Source organism: Gordonibacter sp. Marseille-P4307, assembly GCF_900604965.1.
Classification (GTDB): domain Bacteria; phylum Actinomycetota; class Coriobacteriia; order Coriobacteriales; family Eggerthellaceae; genus Berryella.
This window is the reverse complement of the sequence record NZ_UWPD01000001.1, coordinates 271,097-288,283: the sequence shown is the minus strand read 5'-3', so window position 1 is coordinate 288,283 and position 17,187 is coordinate 271,097. Positions and strand designations below refer to the sequence as shown.

Below are 17,187 nucleotides of genomic sequence, written 5' to 3'. Positions count from 1 at the left end.
GCATGGCTGACGGACGGGAAGGCGCCTCGGAAGAGCGGGTATCGCGCTCGCATGCGTCGAAGCGAGTTCATAAGCGTCGCAGCGGTTCGTCCGCTGCGACGCCTGTTTTTCGCGGACCGAAGAGTTCATCTGATCAGGAGCGCGCCGATGGGGTTCCCGATCCTGCTCCTGCATCCGAACCCGATGCTCAGTCCAAGCAGGAACGGGCTTCCAAAGCGAAGCCGACGGTTCGGGCGAGAAAGCCCAAGGTCGGGGCAGCTGCCGGATCAGGATCGAAGTCCAAGCGACCCAGCGTCGCCTCTGCGCGCGTCGCCCAGTCGAAAACCCGCGCGCAAAGGGTCGCGCAGGAGGAGGCTCTTCGCGCTGGCGAAGCGCCGGGACAGACCGCGTCCACATCGAGCGAAGAGCCGCGCGCCGATTCGCAGCACGAGGCGCCCGAACGGCCGGAGGGCGTTTCGTCTCCTGTGTTTGAGCGGGTTGAATCGGTTGCGCCCGATAGCGAATCCGAAGGCGGGGATCCAGCTGCGTCGGAGCCCCCCTCGGCTTCCGAGCCGGTTTCGGCTCCCGCATCGAGCGAGTCGGTTATCGACGGGTTGCGGGAGGAGTCGCAGGAGCGTCCGACGAAGCGCCGGATGCCGTTCTCGTTCACTCCGCTGAAGATGACGCTGGCCGTCGTCGCGCTTGCGTGCGCGGTGCTGATCGTGCTGTCTGCGGCGTTTTGTTGGAATCGCTGGTGGCGCTACGACGACGCCGCCGACTTCAAGGGGCTGTGGTTCGTGCAGGGAACCTCCGTCCCGGTGGCCATCGACGACGCCTCCATCAAGCTGTCTGACGACGTGTCCTATTCGTATGCGATCGACCAGGGTGCGAAAACCATCGCGTTCGATTTCGGGAACATGAAGGGCTCGGGTCGCTATTACTTCAGCGACGACCGTCGCCAGCTTGTGGTTATCGACGGAGGGAGCTACACCGCATTGTCCACGCTGACGGAGGATATGGGCCGGGCATTCGCGACGCTGCAGGAGCGCGTTTCCGGCAGAGAGCCCGAGATCCCCTCGGGCGAGGGCGTAAGCGTGTTCGTGCGCCAGCCCTCCGAGGTGCCAAGCGAGACGGACGAGGCTCCAGACGAGCCGGCCGAGGTTCGGGAGGAGGGCGCCGATGTGCCGTCCGGTTAGGATCGACCGTATTACCGTGCGACGCGATCGGATCGTGTGCGAGGTGTCGGTCCCCGATCCGGGCATGCGCTGCACTACACCGATTCTTTCCCGTCGTGCTCTGGATTTTTACCCGACTCTCCCGCATCATGCCTGTATCAACGAAAAGGGGAGGACCTTCGGCGCCGTGATCGAGGACACGTCGGTTCCCCATCTGTTGGAGCATATGATCATCGACGAGCAGGTGAGGCGCTCATCGTGCGATGCGGCGTCGTTTACGGGAACGACGCGCTGGATCGACGAGGACGCGGGGGCGGCTCGCATCGAGGTGAGCTTCGCCGACGACCTGTGCGCGCTGGCTTGCGCCAAAGAGGCGCAGCGCCGCTTAAACGACGCAATGAGAAGGTGTTTTCAATGACAAGCGCTCATCTGAAGTTCGAACGCGCAACCGAGAAGGTGTCGGCTTGCGTGGCCGGGATGAGGCCGTCGGCGGTGCGCAATCTGTTCGCCGCGGCCAATCGTTCGGATATCATCTCCCTTGCGGGCGGCATGCCCGACGTGTCGCTGCTGCCCCAGTCGGCGGTGCGCAAGGCGGTCAAGGCGGCGTGGTCGGACGAGATGTCGGTGGCGCTGCAGTACGGAGGGACGGACGGCCGCATCGAAACGCGTCGGGTGTTCTCCGATCTGATGCGCGACGAGGGCATCCGCTGCAAGCCCGAGAACATCATCATCACGTCGGGGGCCCAGCAGGCCCTCGATCTCATCGGGAAGACCTTCTTGGATCCCGGCGATATCGTCGTTACCGAGGGGCCCACGTATCTTGGCGCCCTTCAGGCGTTTTCGGCTTACGAACCCGATATCCGCTGCATTCCCTTCGATGAAGCCGGCATGCGGATGGATCTTCTGGAGGCCGAGCTTGAGCGCATCGGGAAGGGCAACCCCCGCTTGAAGTTTCTCTATACCATTCCGAACTTTCAGAACCCGGGCGGCGTCACGATGGTTCCCGAGCGCCGCAAGCGTCTGATCGAATTGTCGGAGGAGTACAACTTCATCGTGGTCGAGGACGACCCGTACGGTCGTTTGCGCTACGACGGCGGTCATGTGCTTCCCTTGAAGGCGCTTTGCGACGATGTGGTGTATTTGGGGACGATCTCGAAGGTGTTCGCGCCGGGCCTGCGCTGCGGCTGGGTGGCGGCGCCGTCGGGCGTGCTTTCCAAGATCAATCTGGCCAAGCAGGGAACCGACCTGTGCGGGAGCTCGTTCGACCAGGTGGTGGTCGAACACTACTTCCGCGATACGCCGTGGCAGAAGACGTTGCAGAAGTTCGTGAAAACCTATCGGATGCGCCGCGATGCCATGCTGCGGGCCCTTGACGAGTACTTTCCGCCCGAGGCGACGTGGACGCGTCCCGAAGGGGGGTTCTTCGTTTGGGTGACGCTGCCGTCGTATGTGGATACGTCGTCCATGCTGGCGGAAGCCTTGGCGTCGGGCGTCATCTACACGCCGGGCGACGGCTTTTTCCCCGACGGGAAACGCGGGCGCAACAGCATGCGCATCGCGTTTTGCTACGAGAGCCCGGAAAACATCGACGAGGCCATCAAGCGCCTCGCCGCCGTCATCGAAGAGAAACTCGAGCTGTACCGCGCCTTCATCGAGGCCGGCGCTCTGAAGGAGGATTAAATGAAGGTTGCGGTTTTGATGGGTGGCACGTCGTTCGAGAGGGAGTTCTCCCTGTCCAGCGGAAAGCGCGTGTGCGCTGCGCTCGAGGAGGCGGGGCATCGCGTCATTGCGCTCGACACCAACAAGGACCTCGTTCCCACGCTGCGCAGCGAGCGCCCCGACGTGTGCTACAACGCGCTCCATGGCAAGCATGGAGAGGATGGATCCATTCAGAGCCTGCTCGAATTCGTCGGCATCCCCTTCGTGGGATCCCCCGCATCCGTGTGCCAGCGCACCTGGAACAAAGACTCGCTCCATTCCGAGATGGCGACGTACCGTGCGATCACCGGCGAGGCTCCCGTTGCCTCGTGGCCCCAGGGCATCTGCATCGCCCGCGACGCGTTCAAGTCCATGGGCGCTGCGACGGCGCTCGATTTGGTCGAGCAGCGCGTCATTGGAGGTTATCCGGTTGCGGTGAAACCCGCCCACGGCGGCTCGGCCCTCGGAGTGCATCGCGTCGATTGCCAGGATGATCTGGGAAAGGCCATTCTCGACGCGCTCTCCTTCGACGATGCGGTGGTTATCGAGCAATGGGTCGAGGGCGTTGAAATGGCCGTTTCGATTCTCGGAACCGGATGGGACGCCTATGCGCTGCCTCCGGTCGAGATCGTGTCCAACGGCGGGCTGTACCTCACCGAGCAGCGCATCGATCCGACGAATGTGGATTACTTCGCTCCGGTGCGCAATGCGTCCCTGGCCCAGAGCGAATCCGACGCTCAGGCCATTCGCGCCGAGATCGAGCGGGCGGCCCTCGAAGTGTACCGTGCCTACCGCATCTGCGATCTGGCCCGCATCGACTGCATCTGGGACGGCGGCGCGGTGCGCGTTCTCGAGGTGAACGTGTCGCCCGGAATGACCGACACCTCGCTGTTCCCGGCGGCGTGCGAGGCCGCGGGGCTGTCGATGCCCGGCGTGCTGAACGAGCTGGTTGAAAACTGCCGGTAACGAAGACGCGCCCTCGGGCGCGCCTCCGTTTGTGCCGAGGGTGTGGAAGATGCGCACCCTTTTGGCTGCACCGGCGCGCCTTCGGGCGCTGCGGCGATGCTCCTTGCGTATAATAAGGCCATCGTTTCCGTTCATAGGAGGAAATCATGGGCAAGCTCTCCACACTCATCATCGGCGGTGCTATCGGCGCTGCCGCCGCCCTTCTGTACGCGCCTCGCCGCGGTGAGGAAACGCGTGCACTGGTCAGCGAGAAGGTAAATGCCATCTGGGGAGAGGCCAAGGACTTCACCGCCCGCGCACCCCAGGGCGTTCAGGCCGCCTACGACAGCGCCCAGGCGCGCGGCGAGTCGGTGTTCCACGACGCTGCCGCCAAGGGTCAGGAGTTCGCCCAGACCGCCAAAGCCCAGGCTACCGACTTTGCTCAGATGGCCACCGAGAAGGGCCAGGAAGCTTACAACGCCGTCGCCTCGCGTGTGCAGGAGGCGGTTTCGGCCGGACCCCAGCATACCGCGGCGGCTTCCGACGAGCTGCGCGAGAAGATCGAGGCCGCTCGTCAGCGCATCGCGGCCCAGGTTGTGAAGAACGCCGAGGAAAGCCGCCCCGCCCCGGTCGAGATCCAGGCGGATGCGGTGTCCGACATCGAACCTGGCGACTCCCGGGAGTAATGCGCTCTATATCGAGTTTCACAGGCGCCGGCCGCGGTTACGGAGAGGGCTCTGACCGCGTCGGCGCCTTTCGTCTGCCAGCACCCGCAGGGCGCCTCGAGGAGGATCCATGGCAAGCTCCATCGCAACCACCGACGATATAGCCGGTTCGCGCGTCGTTATCCAGGGCCGCAAGGGCAAAGAGAGGCGCGTGGGCAAGGTATCGCGCTTCGTGTTTCATCCCAGGGAGAAGCGCATTGTCGGGTTTCTGGTGAAGCGTCCCGACCTCGCGCTTATGTTCCATAGAAAAGACCTGTTCGTGGCTTTGGACGGCTATGCGGTCGAAGACGGTCGCATCGTGGTGGACGACGATGACGGAGCATGCGGCAGGCAAGCCGAGAAGTCGCTGGGCGTGGATTTCGACCGCTGCGTTTTGTGGTCGGGCATGCCCGTGGTCACGGCATCGGGGGAAACGCTGGGCGCTGTGGGCAACGTGAGCTTCGAGCGGTTTTCCGGAATCCTCGTATCGCTCGAGATCGATGACGGGATTGCCAACGATGCCATCGTCGGCAAGCGCACCGTTCCCGCCGATTTGGTGCAGGGCTTCAAATTCGGCAGAGGAGCGGCGCTGTCCGACTGCGGCTCCAACACCTCCGAACAGGGGGAAGGCGAGGTTGTGCGCGGTGCCATCCTCGTGTCCGACGAGGCCGCCCGCATCGAGACCGAAGGTGGAGCCGCGGATGCGGCGGGCAAAGCCGCCGCGAAGGCGACCGAGGCCGTGCGCAGCGCGGTGGACGATCTGAAGCCGAGTGCGGCCGACGCGGCAAAGGCGGTCGGCGACGCCGTCAACAAAGGCGCGTACGTAACCGGGCGCCAGATCGGCCGTGCAAGCGCCATGTTTGGAGCCTTCAGGGAAGAGTACCGCAAAGAGGTTGGCGAACCCGCATCCGCCTCGAAATCCCGAACGGATTCTTCGAGCGCATCCGCGCCGGCGAAGGGGGGCGGGGCAGAAGATGCGCCTTCATGTGCGCACCAGAAGAAGTCAGGGGAAAAAACAGCTTCCGCGAAGCCTGGCGTAAGGAAAAAGCCCCAGAATAAGACGCTCGGCCACGCAGTGGGAAGACAGCTGGGCCGCGCGGGCGGCATGTTCGCCGCCTTCAAGGAAGAGTACGACAAGGCTCGGAAGGAATAGGTCTGCGCGCGCGTTTTTGCGCATCGGGCTCAATAGGAGGGATTCTTAGGTTTTATGGGCGATCGCAAGGAAACCATACGGAGCAAGGCGCAGAGCGAGACGACGGTGCGTGGTCACGCTATGGAGAAAGGCGATGTCTATCGCTTCGCAGCCCTCATTGCCATATTCGCCGTCGTCATCGTATCCGTCGTTTTGATGTGGCCCATGCTGAAGGATCTGTTTTCCGAAGGCGGGGTAAGCCGCCTGGTCGAGCACGTGCGCAGCGCGGGCGCGGCGGGCGTCGTCATCTTGCTTGGCCTGCAGCTGTTCCAGGTGATCGTCGCCTTCATTCCCGGCGAGGTGGTTCAGATCGCCGCCGGGCTGATGTACGGTCCATGGCTGGGGGCGCTCATCATGGTGGTGGGCGCGCTTATGTCCTCGGCGCTGGTGTACCAGATGGTCCATAAGCTGGGCGCGCCGTTCGTTCAGAAGATGGCCCCCCAGAAGTACCTCGATAAGATCACCAGGTTCGAGGATTCCAATAAGTTCGAGGTCATCGTCTTCCTGCTGTTCTTCATCCCCGGGCTTCCCAAGGACGCTTTCACGTATCTGCTTCCCTTGACCAGGATCAAGATGAGGCCGTTTCTCATTCTGACTACCGTTGCGCGCACCCCCGCTATCGTGGCGTCCACCGTCGCGGCCTCCGGTTTCGCCGATGGCAACATAACCCTCAGCGTGGTTATCATGGTGGTGGTGGGCGGAATCGCCGTTGTCGGCATCATCTTCCAGAACCGCATCATCGATTTCGTGAGTGGCCGTGTTAAAGGGGGGAGGGGAACGCCCAGTGGAAGCTAGCTCTTCGGCGGTCGACTTCCGTCCCCCGAAAAAGCGCGTCACCGCTGCTCTTTTCGCCGTGTTCGGAGGGGTGTTCGGACTGCACAAGTTTTATCTGGGCTATTACCAGACCGGATTCATGATGCTTGCCTGCAGCGTGGTGGGCGGCATCCTCACGCTGGGCTTGGGAACGGGCATCAGCCTGATCATCTCGCTTATCGAGGGTCTCATCTATCTGATGGATTCCGACGAGGCGTTTCAAAGGGTCTACGTCCGCTCGGTGCGCGAGTGGTTCTAGCGATCGCGCAACTTTGGGCGCGCCGGCCGCACGCCGTGGTCTCTGCGCGATCCGACCGTTTGGTTGACGATCTTTTCCGTTTGCTCGGCTTCGCGCTTGCGCATCCTCTGCGTTCGCTAAAATGAATCGTAACCGTGTCGTACATTCGACCGTCGAACCAAGGAGGAACGAATGCCTACTATTACCCGTGATCAAGTGAGGGTGCCGCTCGATGTCGCGTGCGACATGCGCGAGACGTACATCGATAACTTCATGAAGGCCACGCGCGGTACCGGACGTCTCATGCTGTTCGCGTGCGACCAGAAGTTCGAGCACCTCAACGGCGATTTCTACGGCGAGGGCATCGATCCGGCCGACAACGATCCCGAGCACCTGTTCCGCATCGCCGATCAGGGCGTGTGCGGCGTTATGGCCGCCCAGCGCGGTCTGGTCGCCCTGTACGGGGCCGACTATCCCCAGATCAACTACCTGGTGAAGATGAACTCCAAAACTAACCTGGTGAGCACCTCCCAGGAGGATCCGTATTCCGGGATGCTGTGCGATCTGGATCGCGTCTTGGATATGCGCGACAACGGCGTGAACATCGTCGGCTTGGGCTACACCATCTATTTGGGCAGCGAGTACGAGTCGACGATGATCTCCGAGGCGGGAGAGCTCATCGCGCGCGCCCACGCCGAGGGTCTGGTCGTGGTTTTGTGGATCTACCCGCGCGGCAAGGCCGTTACGGCGGAGAAGGATCCGGCGCTCATCGCCGGCGCAGCCGGCGCGGCTTTATGCTTGGGCGCCGACTTCGTGAAGGTCAACCCCCCCAAGCCCGCCGAGGGCACGTCTGCCGAAGCTTTGGCCGTCGCCTCTCAGGCTGCGGGTCGCTGCGGTCTGGTGTGCGCGGGCGGATCGACGGTCGATGCCGCGACGTTCCTTGCGCAGCTGCATGATCAGATCCATGTGGGCGGGGCGTGCGGAAACGCGACGGGTCGCAACATCCATCAGCGCTCGCTCGACGAGGCCGTGCGCCTGACCAAGGCCATCAGCGCCATCACGCTGGGCGATGCCGGGGTCGAGCAGGCTCTGGCGGTTTTCAACGGCGATGAGGATTTCTCCCTGTAGTTTTTCCCCTGTGGTAGAATCACCCGTTGGAAACGAACCGATTCGGAAGGAACACGTATGTCGGGACATTCAAAGTGGGCAACCACCAAGCATCGCAAGGCAGCTCAGGACGCCAAGCGTTCTGCCCTGTTCTCCAAACTCACGCGCGTCATCACCGTGGCGGCGAAAGAGGGCGGCGATCCCAACCCCGACAACAACGCAGCCCTTGCCGCCGCCATCGAGAAGGCGAAGGGCTATTCGCTTCCCAACGACAAGATCAAAACCGCCATCGATAAGGCGTTCGGTGCAGGTAAAGACGCCGCTAACTACGAATCGGTGGTGTACGAGGGTTACGGTCCGGCCGGGGTGGCCGTGTACTGCGAGGCCCTGACGGACAACCGCAACCGCACCGCCGCCGACGTGCGCGCCGCGTTCAACCACAGCGGCGGAAATCTGGGTACGTCGGGTTCGGTGGCGTTCCAGTTCGAGCGTCGAGGCCAGATCACCATCCAGAAAGAGGTGTGCGCGGACGAAGACGACCTCATGCTGGCCGTGGCCGAGGCCGGTGGCGACGACTACGAGGACGCCGACGAATCCTGGATCGTGTACACGGCTCCCACCGCGCTGATGGCGACGAAGAGGGCGCTGGAGGAGGGCGGCATCGAGACCCACGGCGCCGAGCTTACCATGATCCCCACCACGCCCACGGCGATCGAGCCCAAGGATGCTCCGAAGGTCATGCGCCTTATCGACAAGCTGGAGGATCTCGAGGATATCCAGAACGTGTACCACACCATGGATATGACCGACGAGGTTGTAGCGGCTCTGGAAGCCGAGTAGCCGGCTTCTGGATGGACGACTTCAAGATGCGCCGCGTTTGCCGGCGCATCTTTTTTGTAGGGGAACCCGCGTGGAGAACGCCGCATAGGGTGCTCGGGCGACGAAGGGGGGGATATGGCGTACGGGGTGAGGGACGACTTCTTCGAGGCTCCCGGCCATTTCTCATCGGGCGAGAGCTATTGGCAGATAGGCTCGAACCCCGACGTGTATCTCGTCTCGGTTCCGTTTCCTAACGTCATCACCAAGCAGACGAACTGCTATGTAGTGAGAGACGGAGACGAGGCGCTTCTGATCGATACGGGCGCTCCTTCCGACGAGAGCTTCCGGGTGCTTCTCGGCGTTCTCGATGAGCTGCGGATCGATGTCGGCGCAATGTCGCTGTTCCTTACTCACCTGCACCTCGACCACGCTGGGCTGGTCGATCGCATCATCGGGGCTCACCAGAGAATCTATCTGAGCGAAGTGGATTTCGGATACATGTGCGCAGCCCAGAAAAGCTCGTTTCATAGGGCTTTGGCCGCCCGTCTGCGTGCGGAGGGGTGTCCGGCCGACTACGGCGATATCGCCCGCAGTTACGGCATGGGCGTCAAGAGCTTTGACGACCGCGGGCGGAACCTGGTGTTCGTGGGCGACGGGGATGTGATCAAGGTGGGATCGCACCGTCTGGTCGTCATCGATGTGGAAGGGCACACGCCGGGGCACCTCGCTTTGTACGAACCGCAGGCGGGTTTTCTGTTCAGCGGCGATCACGTGCTGTACCCCATGTCGCCCGGTTTGGGTTTCAGGTGTGATCGACCCTGCACCATGGCACGCTACCTTTCCAACCTCGATAAAGTGAACACGCTGGGAGTTTCTTTGTTGTGCCATTCCCACGGAAGGCTGCGTCGAACGTTCAGGGAGCGCGTCGAATGGCTGAAAAGCCACCATGGCCAGCGCATCGATGCCGCAGCCGATCTGATTGCGCGGCGCTTCGGCCCGACGGGCTACGAGGCGGTTCGCTCTATGCGTTGGAATACCAAGGGGAAGGGTTTTTCGGGTCTGCTTCCCGTACAGCGTTGGGTTATTCTCGAGAACGGTTTGGTCGTTCTCGACCACGTGGTGGGTGAAGGGCTTGCGCGGCGCGAGATCGACGATGAGGGAGCTTATCGGTATCTGCCGCCGGGTCGTTTGTAATACCCAAACAAATGTTCTATAATCGGCGAAGCATAGCAGGTTGAATTGGGCGAGGAGGGTCCGCGCATGCAGCAAAAACGGATCATCCTAGGTATCGATCCCGGACTTGCGAATACCGGTTGGGGCGTTATCGAACGCGTTGGCTCTAAGCTTTCCTGCGTTGCCTACGGCTGCGCGTCCACGCCGTCCGAGCGAGATCTAGCGTGGCGCTTGGGAAAAATATACCAGCAGATCACCGCAGTTGTGCAGCGGTTTTCGCCTGAGGCGGTGGGAGTTGAAACCGTTTGGTTCGGCCAAAACGTTTCGGCGGCGTTCGCAACGGGTCAGGCGCGCGGAGCGGCGCTGGCTGCGTGCGCTCAGGCGGGGCTTTCGGTGGGGGAGTTCTCGCCCCGCCAGATCAAGCTGGCGGTGGTGGGAACGGGTTCGGCGGACAAGCCGCAGGTTCAGTACATGATGAAGCAGCTGCTCGGACTTGACGAGACCCCTCGGCCCGATCATGCGGCAGATGCGCTGGCGGCAGCTGTCTGCTATGTGCTGCACGAGGGGTCGCGCTGCGCGGGAGGTGCACAATGATCGCGTTTCTTAAAGGGGTTCTCGCGGGTAAAACGCCCACGGCGGCCTACATCGATGTGAACGGGGTGGGTTACGAGGTTGGTATGTCGTCGGCGTCGCTGTCGAAGCTTCCCGCAGCGGGTCAGCCCGTGCAGGTGTTCACCCATCTGCAGGTGCGCGAGGGCGATATGTCGCTGTTCGGATTCGTCTCGGCTGACGAGAAGCGGTTTTTCGAGAAACTCATCACGGTAAGCGGCGTCGGGGCCAAGGTGGCGCTTGCGGCCTTGTCTACGTATGTCCCCCGCGAACTGGGCGCTCATATCGCGAACCAGGATATTGCGGCGATCCAGCGCATTCCCGGTGTGGGCAAGAAGGGCGCGTCGCGCATCGTGCTCGAGCTGAAAGGGTCGCTGGACGATTTCGGCGGTTCCGCCGAGTCCGCACAAACCGCGTCTGCGGCTTCCTCGGCGCTTCCCGCAGCGACCGAAGCGCTGCTTTCCATGGGCTTCACTTCGGCAGAGGCGGAGGTTGCGCTGAAGGGCGCACCCGAGGCGGCCGGGGAGGCGGCGCTGATACAATATGCGTTGAAACGACTGGGCGGCTAAGACGTGCGGATAGGTTGATATGGGTTCCGATTTTGAAATAGAGGGCATGGTGTTTGAAGCGCGCGATGCGGTTCGGCCGTCGGCGTGCGCGGCGGATGCCTCGGATGGAGCCGAGGCGCGCGAACGCGTCGTCTCTGCCGATCTTCAGCAGGACGATTTGGCTCTCGATAGAAGCCTTCGCCCCAAACACCTTGGCGATTACCTGGGTCAGTCCAAGGTAAAAGAGTCGCTGGCCATTCTGCTGGAAGCGGCTAAGGCGCGCGGCGAGTCCCCCGATCATATCTTGTTCTCGGGCCCTCCCGGTTTGGGTAAAACGACGCTTGCTACCGTGGTTGCCAACGAGCTTGGATCGAACATCAAAACCACCAGCGGCCCGGCTATCGAGCGGACGGGGGATCTGGCCGCCATCCTCACGAACCTCGAAGAGGGCGATGTCTTGTTCATCGACGAGATCCATCGTCTGAATCGCATGGTGGAAGAGGTGCTGTATCCGGCGCTTGAGGATTTCGCGCTCGATATCGTAGTGGGCAAGGGCCCGGCAGCTCGTTCGATCAGACTCGATCTTCCTCGGTTTACCCTGGTGGGGGCTACAACGCGCACGGGTCTTCTTACGGGCCCCCTGCGCGATCGCTTCGGCATAGCCTATCGGCTTCAGTACTATGCGCCCGAAGAGCTGGCCGCCATCGTGATGCGTTCGGCTTCTATCCTCGGCACTCCGGTGGAGGAAGAAGGGGCGCTGGAGATCGCCCGTCGCTCGCGCGGAACGCCGCGTCTTGCCAACCGTATGCTCAGACGCGTTCGGGATTGGGCGCAGGTACGGGGGGATGCCGCCATAACCGAAGATGTCGCGGCTCAGGCGCTGAGCTTTTTTGAAATCGACTCGCTGGGGCTCGATGCCATGGACAACCGCATTCTCGAACTGCTGGCGGTTCGGTTCGCGGGCCGGCCGGTGGGGCTGACTACCATCGCTTCGGCCCTTTCCGAGGATATCGATTCGATCGAGGACGTATACGAGCCCTATCTGATGCAGCAGGGTTTGATCGTACGTACGCCCAAGGGGCGTCAGGCAACCGCGCACGCGTATCGGCATCTGGGAATCGCGCCTCCGCAGTCTCTCTGAGCCGCGGCTTACTCGAAGGAGAGCATGTGTACGAAAAAGATTACCTTATGAGGCAGATCCTCCAGTTCGTCGAGGCTCTGACGAAAACCCGCATTCAGGAGGAACGGGAACTCGATCCGCTTGACAGCGCCCGTTCTATCGAGGACGCGTTTTCCCGGGCCACCGATCTCGATGGGCCCGCGATGCTTTCGCTGGCACCCGAATCGATGGCGTCGGTGCTTGATGTGTCGGGAGTCGAGCCGCGCATCGTTCGCTATCTTGCCCACGGTCTGCTGCTTGAATCGGTGTACTTGCAGCAAGGAGGAGAAAACCAGCTGGCCGATCTGCGCGCGGCCCAGGCCCGAGCGCTTGCCTCGCGCTACGGCATCGGCCTTCCCGACGATCCCGCCGACTTTTCGGCCTTGGAGAGCGCGGCTTTGCGCGAGTGCGGCCAAGAAGGCCGATAGGCTGTGTTTTTTGCCGATGAGCGCCCACAATAAACAGGTTAGTTGCATTCCTCGATAGAATCGGGTTCATATTAGCGTATAGTGATCTACGTTGCTCTCGAGGTGAGGGCGAGTGCTGATGCCATGCAGCGCGAGTGTTACTCGTCGGCCCTGCCGGGGAGAGAAAAGAGGAATGAAATGGCGCAAGGTACTGTTAAGTGGTTCAACCCCGAGAAGGGCTACGGCTTCATCTCCCAGGCTGATGGCGAAGACCTCTTCGTCCACTTTTCTGAGATCAAGATGGACGGCTTCAAGACCCTCGACGAGGGCGCTGCCGTCACGTTCGACATTACCACCGGTCAGAACGGCAAGCTGCAGGCCAGCAACGTTATGAAAGCTTAACTCCTGAGTCATTCAGATACAGAGCTGGAAACGATCCGCGAAAGCGGATCGTTTTTTTTTCATGGGTTGAATCCGTGACGGAGCATCGGCTTGGTCACGGATTCGATTTTCCCCGCTACTGGATGAACATCGCATCGCCGAACGAGAGCATGCGGTAGCGCTCGTCGATCGCATGGCGGTAGGCGCCCATTATGAATTCGCGCGACGAGAACGCGCTCACCAGCATCATGAGGGTCGAACGCGGCACATGGAAGTTCGTGATCATGCAGTCACACACGTTGAAGCGGTATCCGGGAAGGATGAACAGCGAGGTTGCCTCCCGGTTGCGCTCCATGGGGCGCTGCTCCTCGGGGCTCCAGCAGCTCTCCAGGCTGCGCATGCTCGTGGTCCCCACCGCGATCACGCGCCCTCCCGTCCGCTTCGTTTCCTCGATGGCGGCGATGGTGCGCGCTGGCACCGTATAGAACTCGGTGTGCATCTTGTGGTCGGCGGGGTCCTCCTCGTCGACGATGCGGAACGTGTCCAGCCCTACTTCCAACTCGACGGTTTCCCAGCGGACGCCCTTGCTCTTAAGCCGCTCGATCAGCTCGGGTGTGAAGTGCAGGCCGGCGGTCGGCGCCGCGGCCGAGCTCTCCTTTTTGGAGTAGACGGTTTGGTACAGCTCCTCGTCGCCTGCGTAGTTTTTGATGTAGGGGGGCAAGGGCGTATGTCCCGCGCGGTGAAGCGCCTCGTCAAGCGAGGAAAGTTCGGTAGAGAGCCGTGCGATGCGCTCTCCTTTCGTCGCACCTTCCACCCAATCGACTATCTCTGCCGACAAGGCGATGTCTCCAGCGCCGTCGCGCACGTCGACGATGGCTCCCGACCCCGGTTTCAGGCGCTTTCCGGGACGTACCAGCACCTCCCACAGCGCGCTTGCATCGGTTTTCGGCTCGCGATCGAACACCTCGCGCAGGAGGAAAACCTCGGCAGCCCCGCCGGTTCCCCGCTTGGCGCCCAGCAGGCGCGCGGGAAGCACGCGCGTTTCATTCACCACCAGAAGGTCGTTCGGGCGCAGATAATCGACGATATCGCGGAAGATGCGGTCCTCCAATTGCCCGGTTTTCCGATCCATCACCAGCAGTCGGCAGCCGTCGCGGTCCGCCGCGGGTTCCTGGGCGATGAGTTCGGTGGGGAGATCGTAATCGAAATCGCTTGTTTTCATGGGGACGCCTTCGGGTTGGTTTGAGGACGGTACGAGTTGACGGGTTCCGCCGGACGAGGAGGCCGATCGCCCCTATGCGCTGTTCTGCTTGCGCAGCGCCTTCAGGACGGCTTTCTTTCGGGCCTGTTTGTCGGCGTAGGCGCGCTTCTGCCGGGCCTTATCGGCCCGTTCGGCGCTGAGGCGGGCATCTTCGTCCGCGCGTTTCCGAGCCGAGGCGGCCTGCCTCAGCGCCCGCTGCCGCTTGAGCCATGCGCGCGTGGCATTCCCTTCGGCGATGGAGAAGCGGCAACCGCAGTAGCTTTGGCGGTACATGCCCGCCTCGCGGCTGCGCCTGGTCGCTTCATCGTAGTAGGGGCGAAAGTCTTCGAACAGCGCCTTGACTCCCGCCGCATCCCCGCTGCGCTCGAGCTCTTCGCGAATAATGTCGGTGAACTGGTAGGGACTTACCGACAGCGTGGTGGACAACGCGTCGAAACCGCCCGCCCGCGCCGCCTCGGCGGCTTCTCGCAGTCGCTGACGGTAGCAGGCGCGGCAGCGCTTCTGGCGGTTGGCGTCGTCTAGCAGCTCGCTTACCGATTTCGCTCGGTCGATGCGGGCAGCGTAGTCTGCGGACAACCTGTCGCCCAGCGTTCCTGCGGCAGCCTCCCATGCAGCCGGGTCGTAGGCTCCCTCAATAACCCGAACTCCCGCCGAATCGGCGAACGCGCGCAGCTCCGACAGGCGCCTTTCGTACTCTTCGCGCGGAGCGATGTTGCTGTTCGAGTAGAAGATGGCGATGTCGTGGCCCGCCTCGGCCAGCAGTCTGACGGGTTCGAGCGAGCAAGGGCCGCAGCATGCGTGCAATAGCAATTTCATCGGGTTTCCAGCGCTCCTTTCGATGTGCCCTATACTACCTTAACGAACGAGTCTGCCGATAAGAACAAGGGTGAGGGAACAGCCATGAATGAACAGAGCGGCGCCTTCAGGGCCCCCGAAGATATGGATGTGCGTGCGGTGTTCTTCGATCTGGACGGCACGCTTCTGCCGATGGATCTGGATGAATTCCTGAAACGCTACTTCGACAGCATCGCGCGGTTCATGGTGCGCGCCGGCGCCGATCAGGACGATTTCAAGCGCGGACTTTCCGCGGGCATCGCCGCTATGCGCGATCACGATCTGGATACCACTAACGACCAGGAGTTCTGGGGAGCCTTCATGCGATATAACGACGGCTACTGGACGGATTGGATCGACCGGTTCGACGCGTATTACCTCGAAGTCTTTCCCGAGGTGGGCCGTATGGTCGAACCCGACCCGAACGCCGCGCGCGTCGTGGGCGCCCTGGTTGAGAAGGGCTATCCGCTGCTTCTGACCACCATGCCACTGTTTCCCCCGGTTGCGGTTGACGAGCGGCTGAAGTGGGCGGGCCTTGATTCGTCGCTGTTCAAGCGCGCGACGTGCTTCGACAACTCGCGATCCACGAAACCCCATGCCGCGTACTTCGTCGAGAATATGCTGGCCGCCGACGTACCCGCCGACAAGGTGCTGATGGTGGGGAACAACACCGTCGAAGACCTCGCCTGCTGCGATCTGGGGGCCGATGCGTTTCTGGTTACGGACAACCTGCTGAACCCCAACGGGTTCGATGCGACGTCGGTGCGCAACGGGACGCTTGCGCAGTTCGCTTCCTGGGTCGAAAGACTGCCCGTCTGCGCGAACCCCGCCGCGTCGGTCGAGCGCGGTTCGGTGGACCCGACGTTTACCGGGGCTGCGCTTGCCAGGTTGGGTGTGGTCCCCCGCAAGAGGGGCCCTGAGGAGATGGATGCGTAGATGGCCCTGTTTGAGTACCGGATCGAAGGACGCAGCGGCCATGCCCGCGCAGGCAGTTACGAAACCGCGCACGGAACATTCCAAACGCCCCTGTTCATGCCCGTGGGAACCCATGCGACGGTCAAAGGCGTTACGGCCGATCAGCTGCACCAGATACGTTCCCAGGTGGTTTTAGCGAACACCTATCACCTGTACATGCGTCCCGGAGTCGATTTGATCGAAGAGGCGGGCGGCATCCAGAGATTCATGAACTACGACGGTCCCATGCTTACCGATTCGGGCGGGTTTCAGCTGTTCAGTCTCGACCATATGATGAAGGTCGATCGCGATGGCGTGACCTTCCAGGCGCGCGACTACGACGGCAGCCGACATCGTTGGACGCCCGAGTCGAACATGGACATCCAGCAGCGCATCGGAGCCGACATCTGCATGCAGCTCGATCAGTGCATCGGGTACCCGGCGAAGAAAGAGGATGTGCGGGCTTCCACGAAGCTCTCGTGGGAATGGGCCAAGCGCTGCTGCGACGCCCACACCAGACCCGATCAGGCCTTGTTTGCGATCGTGCAGGGGGGAATGCACCTCGATCTGCGCCTCGAGAGCGTCGACGCGCTGGTTCGCATCGATTCGGAAAGCCGCGCGGCGGGAGGTCGGGGATTCCAAGGCTACGGCATCGGCGGCTATTCGGTGGGAGAGCCCCATGACGTGATGTTCGAGACGCTGGGGGCGGTGTGCCGTGCGATGCCCGAAGGCAAGTTGCGCTATCTTATGGGCGTTGGCAACCCCACCACCCTTGTGCGCGCGGTGCGCGAGGGCGTGGACATGTTCGACTGCGTGCTTCCCACGCGCACGGGGCGCATGGGCACGGCGTTTTCCAGCCAGGGGCGCATGAACCTGCGCAACGCCAAGTTCGCCCGCGATTTCTCGCCGTTGGATCACGCATGTTCGTGCCCGGTGTGTCGCAGCTACTCGAGGGCCTACATCCGCCATCTGATCAAGCAAAGGGAGATGCTGGGAGGCATTCTGCTCTCGATCCACAACCTGCACTTCCTCATCGATCTCATGGCGCGGGCGCGCGAGGCCGTTTTGGCCGGCGCGTACGAGGATTTCTATCGGGAGTGGATGGCGTCTCCCGGAGCCGACGACTACTAGGCCGCGGCCAAGGCGGCGCCGATGACGTAAGAAGTTTGATAATGCGTCTAACTTTCCGTT

The 17,187-nt window shown here is 62.2% G+C and carries 20 protein-coding genes; 18 read left to right on the top strand and 2 right to left on the bottom strand.

What is annotated here, in order from left to right:
- Positions 1-2 precede the first annotated feature (2 nt).
- The 16 genes from EIH26_RS01315 to EIH26_RS01240 all read left to right on the top strand — a co-directional run bounded on the left by EIH26_RS01315 (position 3) and on the right by EIH26_RS01240 (position 12,968).
- Positions 3-1,175, top strand: coding sequence for a hypothetical protein (locus EIH26_RS01315; protein ID WP_124060419.1), 1,173 nt, complete (start codon positions 3-5; stop codon positions 1,173-1,175).
- Positions 1,159-1,572, top strand: a complete 414-nt coding sequence (locus EIH26_RS01310; RefSeq protein WP_124060418.1) for a hypothetical protein — start codon at positions 1,159-1,161, stop codon at positions 1,570-1,572. Before EIH26_RS01315 ends, EIH26_RS01310 begins: the two co-directional genes overlap by 17 nt.
- Positions 1,569-2,834 (top strand): PLP-dependent aminotransferase family protein, encoded by a 1,266-nt coding sequence (locus EIH26_RS01305; RefSeq protein WP_124060417.1) that lies wholly within the window; start codon positions 1,569-1,571, stop codon positions 2,832-2,834. Before EIH26_RS01310 ends, EIH26_RS01305 begins: the two co-directional genes overlap by 4 nt.
- Positions 2,835-3,818, top strand: coding sequence for a D-alanine--D-alanine ligase (locus EIH26_RS01300; protein ID WP_124060416.1), 984 nt, complete (start codon positions 2,835-2,837; stop codon positions 3,816-3,818). It abuts the gene before it with no gap.
- Between the two features lie 146 nt (positions 3,819-3,964).
- Entirely contained in the window at positions 3,965-4,483 is a 519-nt protein-coding gene (locus EIH26_RS01295; RefSeq protein WP_124060415.1) for a YtxH domain-containing protein, read from the top strand.
- A 109-nt stretch (positions 4,484-4,592) separates the two neighbouring features.
- Positions 4,593-5,654 (top strand): PRC-barrel domain protein, encoded by a 1,062-nt coding sequence (locus EIH26_RS01290; protein ID WP_124060414.1) that lies wholly within the window; start codon positions 4,593-4,595, stop codon positions 5,652-5,654.
- A 54-nt stretch (positions 5,655-5,708) separates the two neighbouring features.
- Complete coding sequence (locus tag EIH26_RS01285) at positions 5,709-6,488, top strand: TVP38/TMEM64 family protein (RefSeq protein ID WP_124060413.1); 780 nt, start codon at positions 5,709-5,711, stop codon at positions 6,486-6,488.
- Positions 6,478-6,765, top strand: coding sequence for a TM2 domain-containing protein (locus EIH26_RS01280; RefSeq protein ID WP_164470938.1), 288 nt, complete (start codon positions 6,478-6,480; stop codon positions 6,763-6,765). The genes EIH26_RS01285 and EIH26_RS01280 overlap by 11 nt, the downstream gene beginning before the upstream one ends.
- Before the next feature lie 171 nt (positions 6,766-6,936).
- Positions 6,937-7,872, top strand: a complete 936-nt coding sequence (locus EIH26_RS01275) for an aldolase (protein WP_124060411.1) — start codon at positions 6,937-6,939, stop codon at positions 7,870-7,872.
- A gap of 57 nt (positions 7,873-7,929) precedes the next feature.
- On the top strand, positions 7,930-8,691 hold the full coding sequence (locus tag EIH26_RS01270; protein ID WP_124060410.1) for a YebC/PmpR family DNA-binding transcriptional regulator: 762 nt from the start codon (positions 7,930-7,932) through the stop codon (positions 8,689-8,691).
- Between the two features lie 114 nt (positions 8,692-8,805).
- On the top strand, positions 8,806-9,864 hold the full coding sequence (locus EIH26_RS01265) for an MBL fold metallo-hydrolase (RefSeq protein WP_124060409.1): 1,059 nt from the start codon (positions 8,806-8,808) through the stop codon (positions 9,862-9,864).
- 66 nt (positions 9,865-9,930) lie between these two features.
- Positions 9,931-10,437, top strand: a complete 507-nt coding sequence (ruvC, locus tag EIH26_RS01260) for a crossover junction endodeoxyribonuclease RuvC (protein WP_124060408.1) — start codon at positions 9,931-9,933, stop codon at positions 10,435-10,437.
- Positions 10,434-11,021, top strand: coding sequence for a Holliday junction branch migration protein RuvA (gene ruvA / locus EIH26_RS01255; RefSeq protein WP_124060407.1), 588 nt, complete (start codon positions 10,434-10,436; stop codon positions 11,019-11,021). The genes ruvC and ruvA overlap by 4 nt, the downstream gene beginning before the upstream one ends.
- Before the next feature lie 19 nt (positions 11,022-11,040).
- Positions 11,041-12,141, top strand: coding sequence for a Holliday junction branch migration DNA helicase RuvB (gene ruvB, locus EIH26_RS01250; RefSeq protein ID WP_124060406.1), 1,101 nt, complete (start codon positions 11,041-11,043; stop codon positions 12,139-12,141).
- 26 nt (positions 12,142-12,167) lie between these two features.
- Entirely contained in the window at positions 12,168-12,587 is a 420-nt protein-coding gene (locus EIH26_RS01245) for a hypothetical protein (RefSeq protein ID WP_124060405.1), read from the top strand.
- Positions 12,588-12,764: 177 nt separating this feature from the next.
- Entirely contained in the window at positions 12,765-12,968 is a 204-nt protein-coding gene (locus tag EIH26_RS01240; protein WP_124060404.1) for a cold-shock protein, read from the top strand.
- Positions 12,969-13,083: 115 nt separating this feature from the next.
- On the opposite strand, the gene queA is transcribed toward EIH26_RS01240, so the two are convergent.
- Both queA and EIH26_RS01230 read right to left on the bottom strand, forming a co-directional pair.
- Entirely contained in the window at positions 13,084-14,169 is a 1,086-nt protein-coding gene (gene queA / locus EIH26_RS01235) for a tRNA preQ1(34) S-adenosylmethionine ribosyltransferase-isomerase QueA (RefSeq protein ID WP_124060403.1), read from the bottom strand.
- Positions 14,170-14,241: 72 nt separating this feature from the next.
- Positions 14,242-15,024: an epoxyqueuosine reductase QueH gene (locus EIH26_RS01230; RefSeq protein ID WP_124060402.1), complete on the bottom strand. Its 783-nt coding sequence runs from the start codon at positions 15,022-15,024 to the stop codon at positions 14,242-14,244.
- A gap of 84 nt (positions 15,025-15,108) precedes the next feature.
- Between EIH26_RS01230 and EIH26_RS01225 the strand changes: the two genes are divergently transcribed.
- Together EIH26_RS01225 and tgt are read left to right on the top strand one after the other, a co-directional pair.
- Positions 15,109-15,978: an HAD family hydrolase gene (locus tag EIH26_RS01225; protein ID WP_241152721.1), complete on the top strand. Its 870-nt coding sequence runs from the start codon at positions 15,109-15,111 to the stop codon at positions 15,976-15,978.
- Positions 15,979-17,127: a tRNA guanosine(34) transglycosylase Tgt gene (gene tgt, locus EIH26_RS01220; RefSeq protein WP_124060401.1), complete on the top strand. Its 1,149-nt coding sequence runs from the start codon at positions 15,979-15,981 to the stop codon at positions 17,125-17,127.
- Positions 17,128-17,187 lie beyond the last annotated feature (60 nt).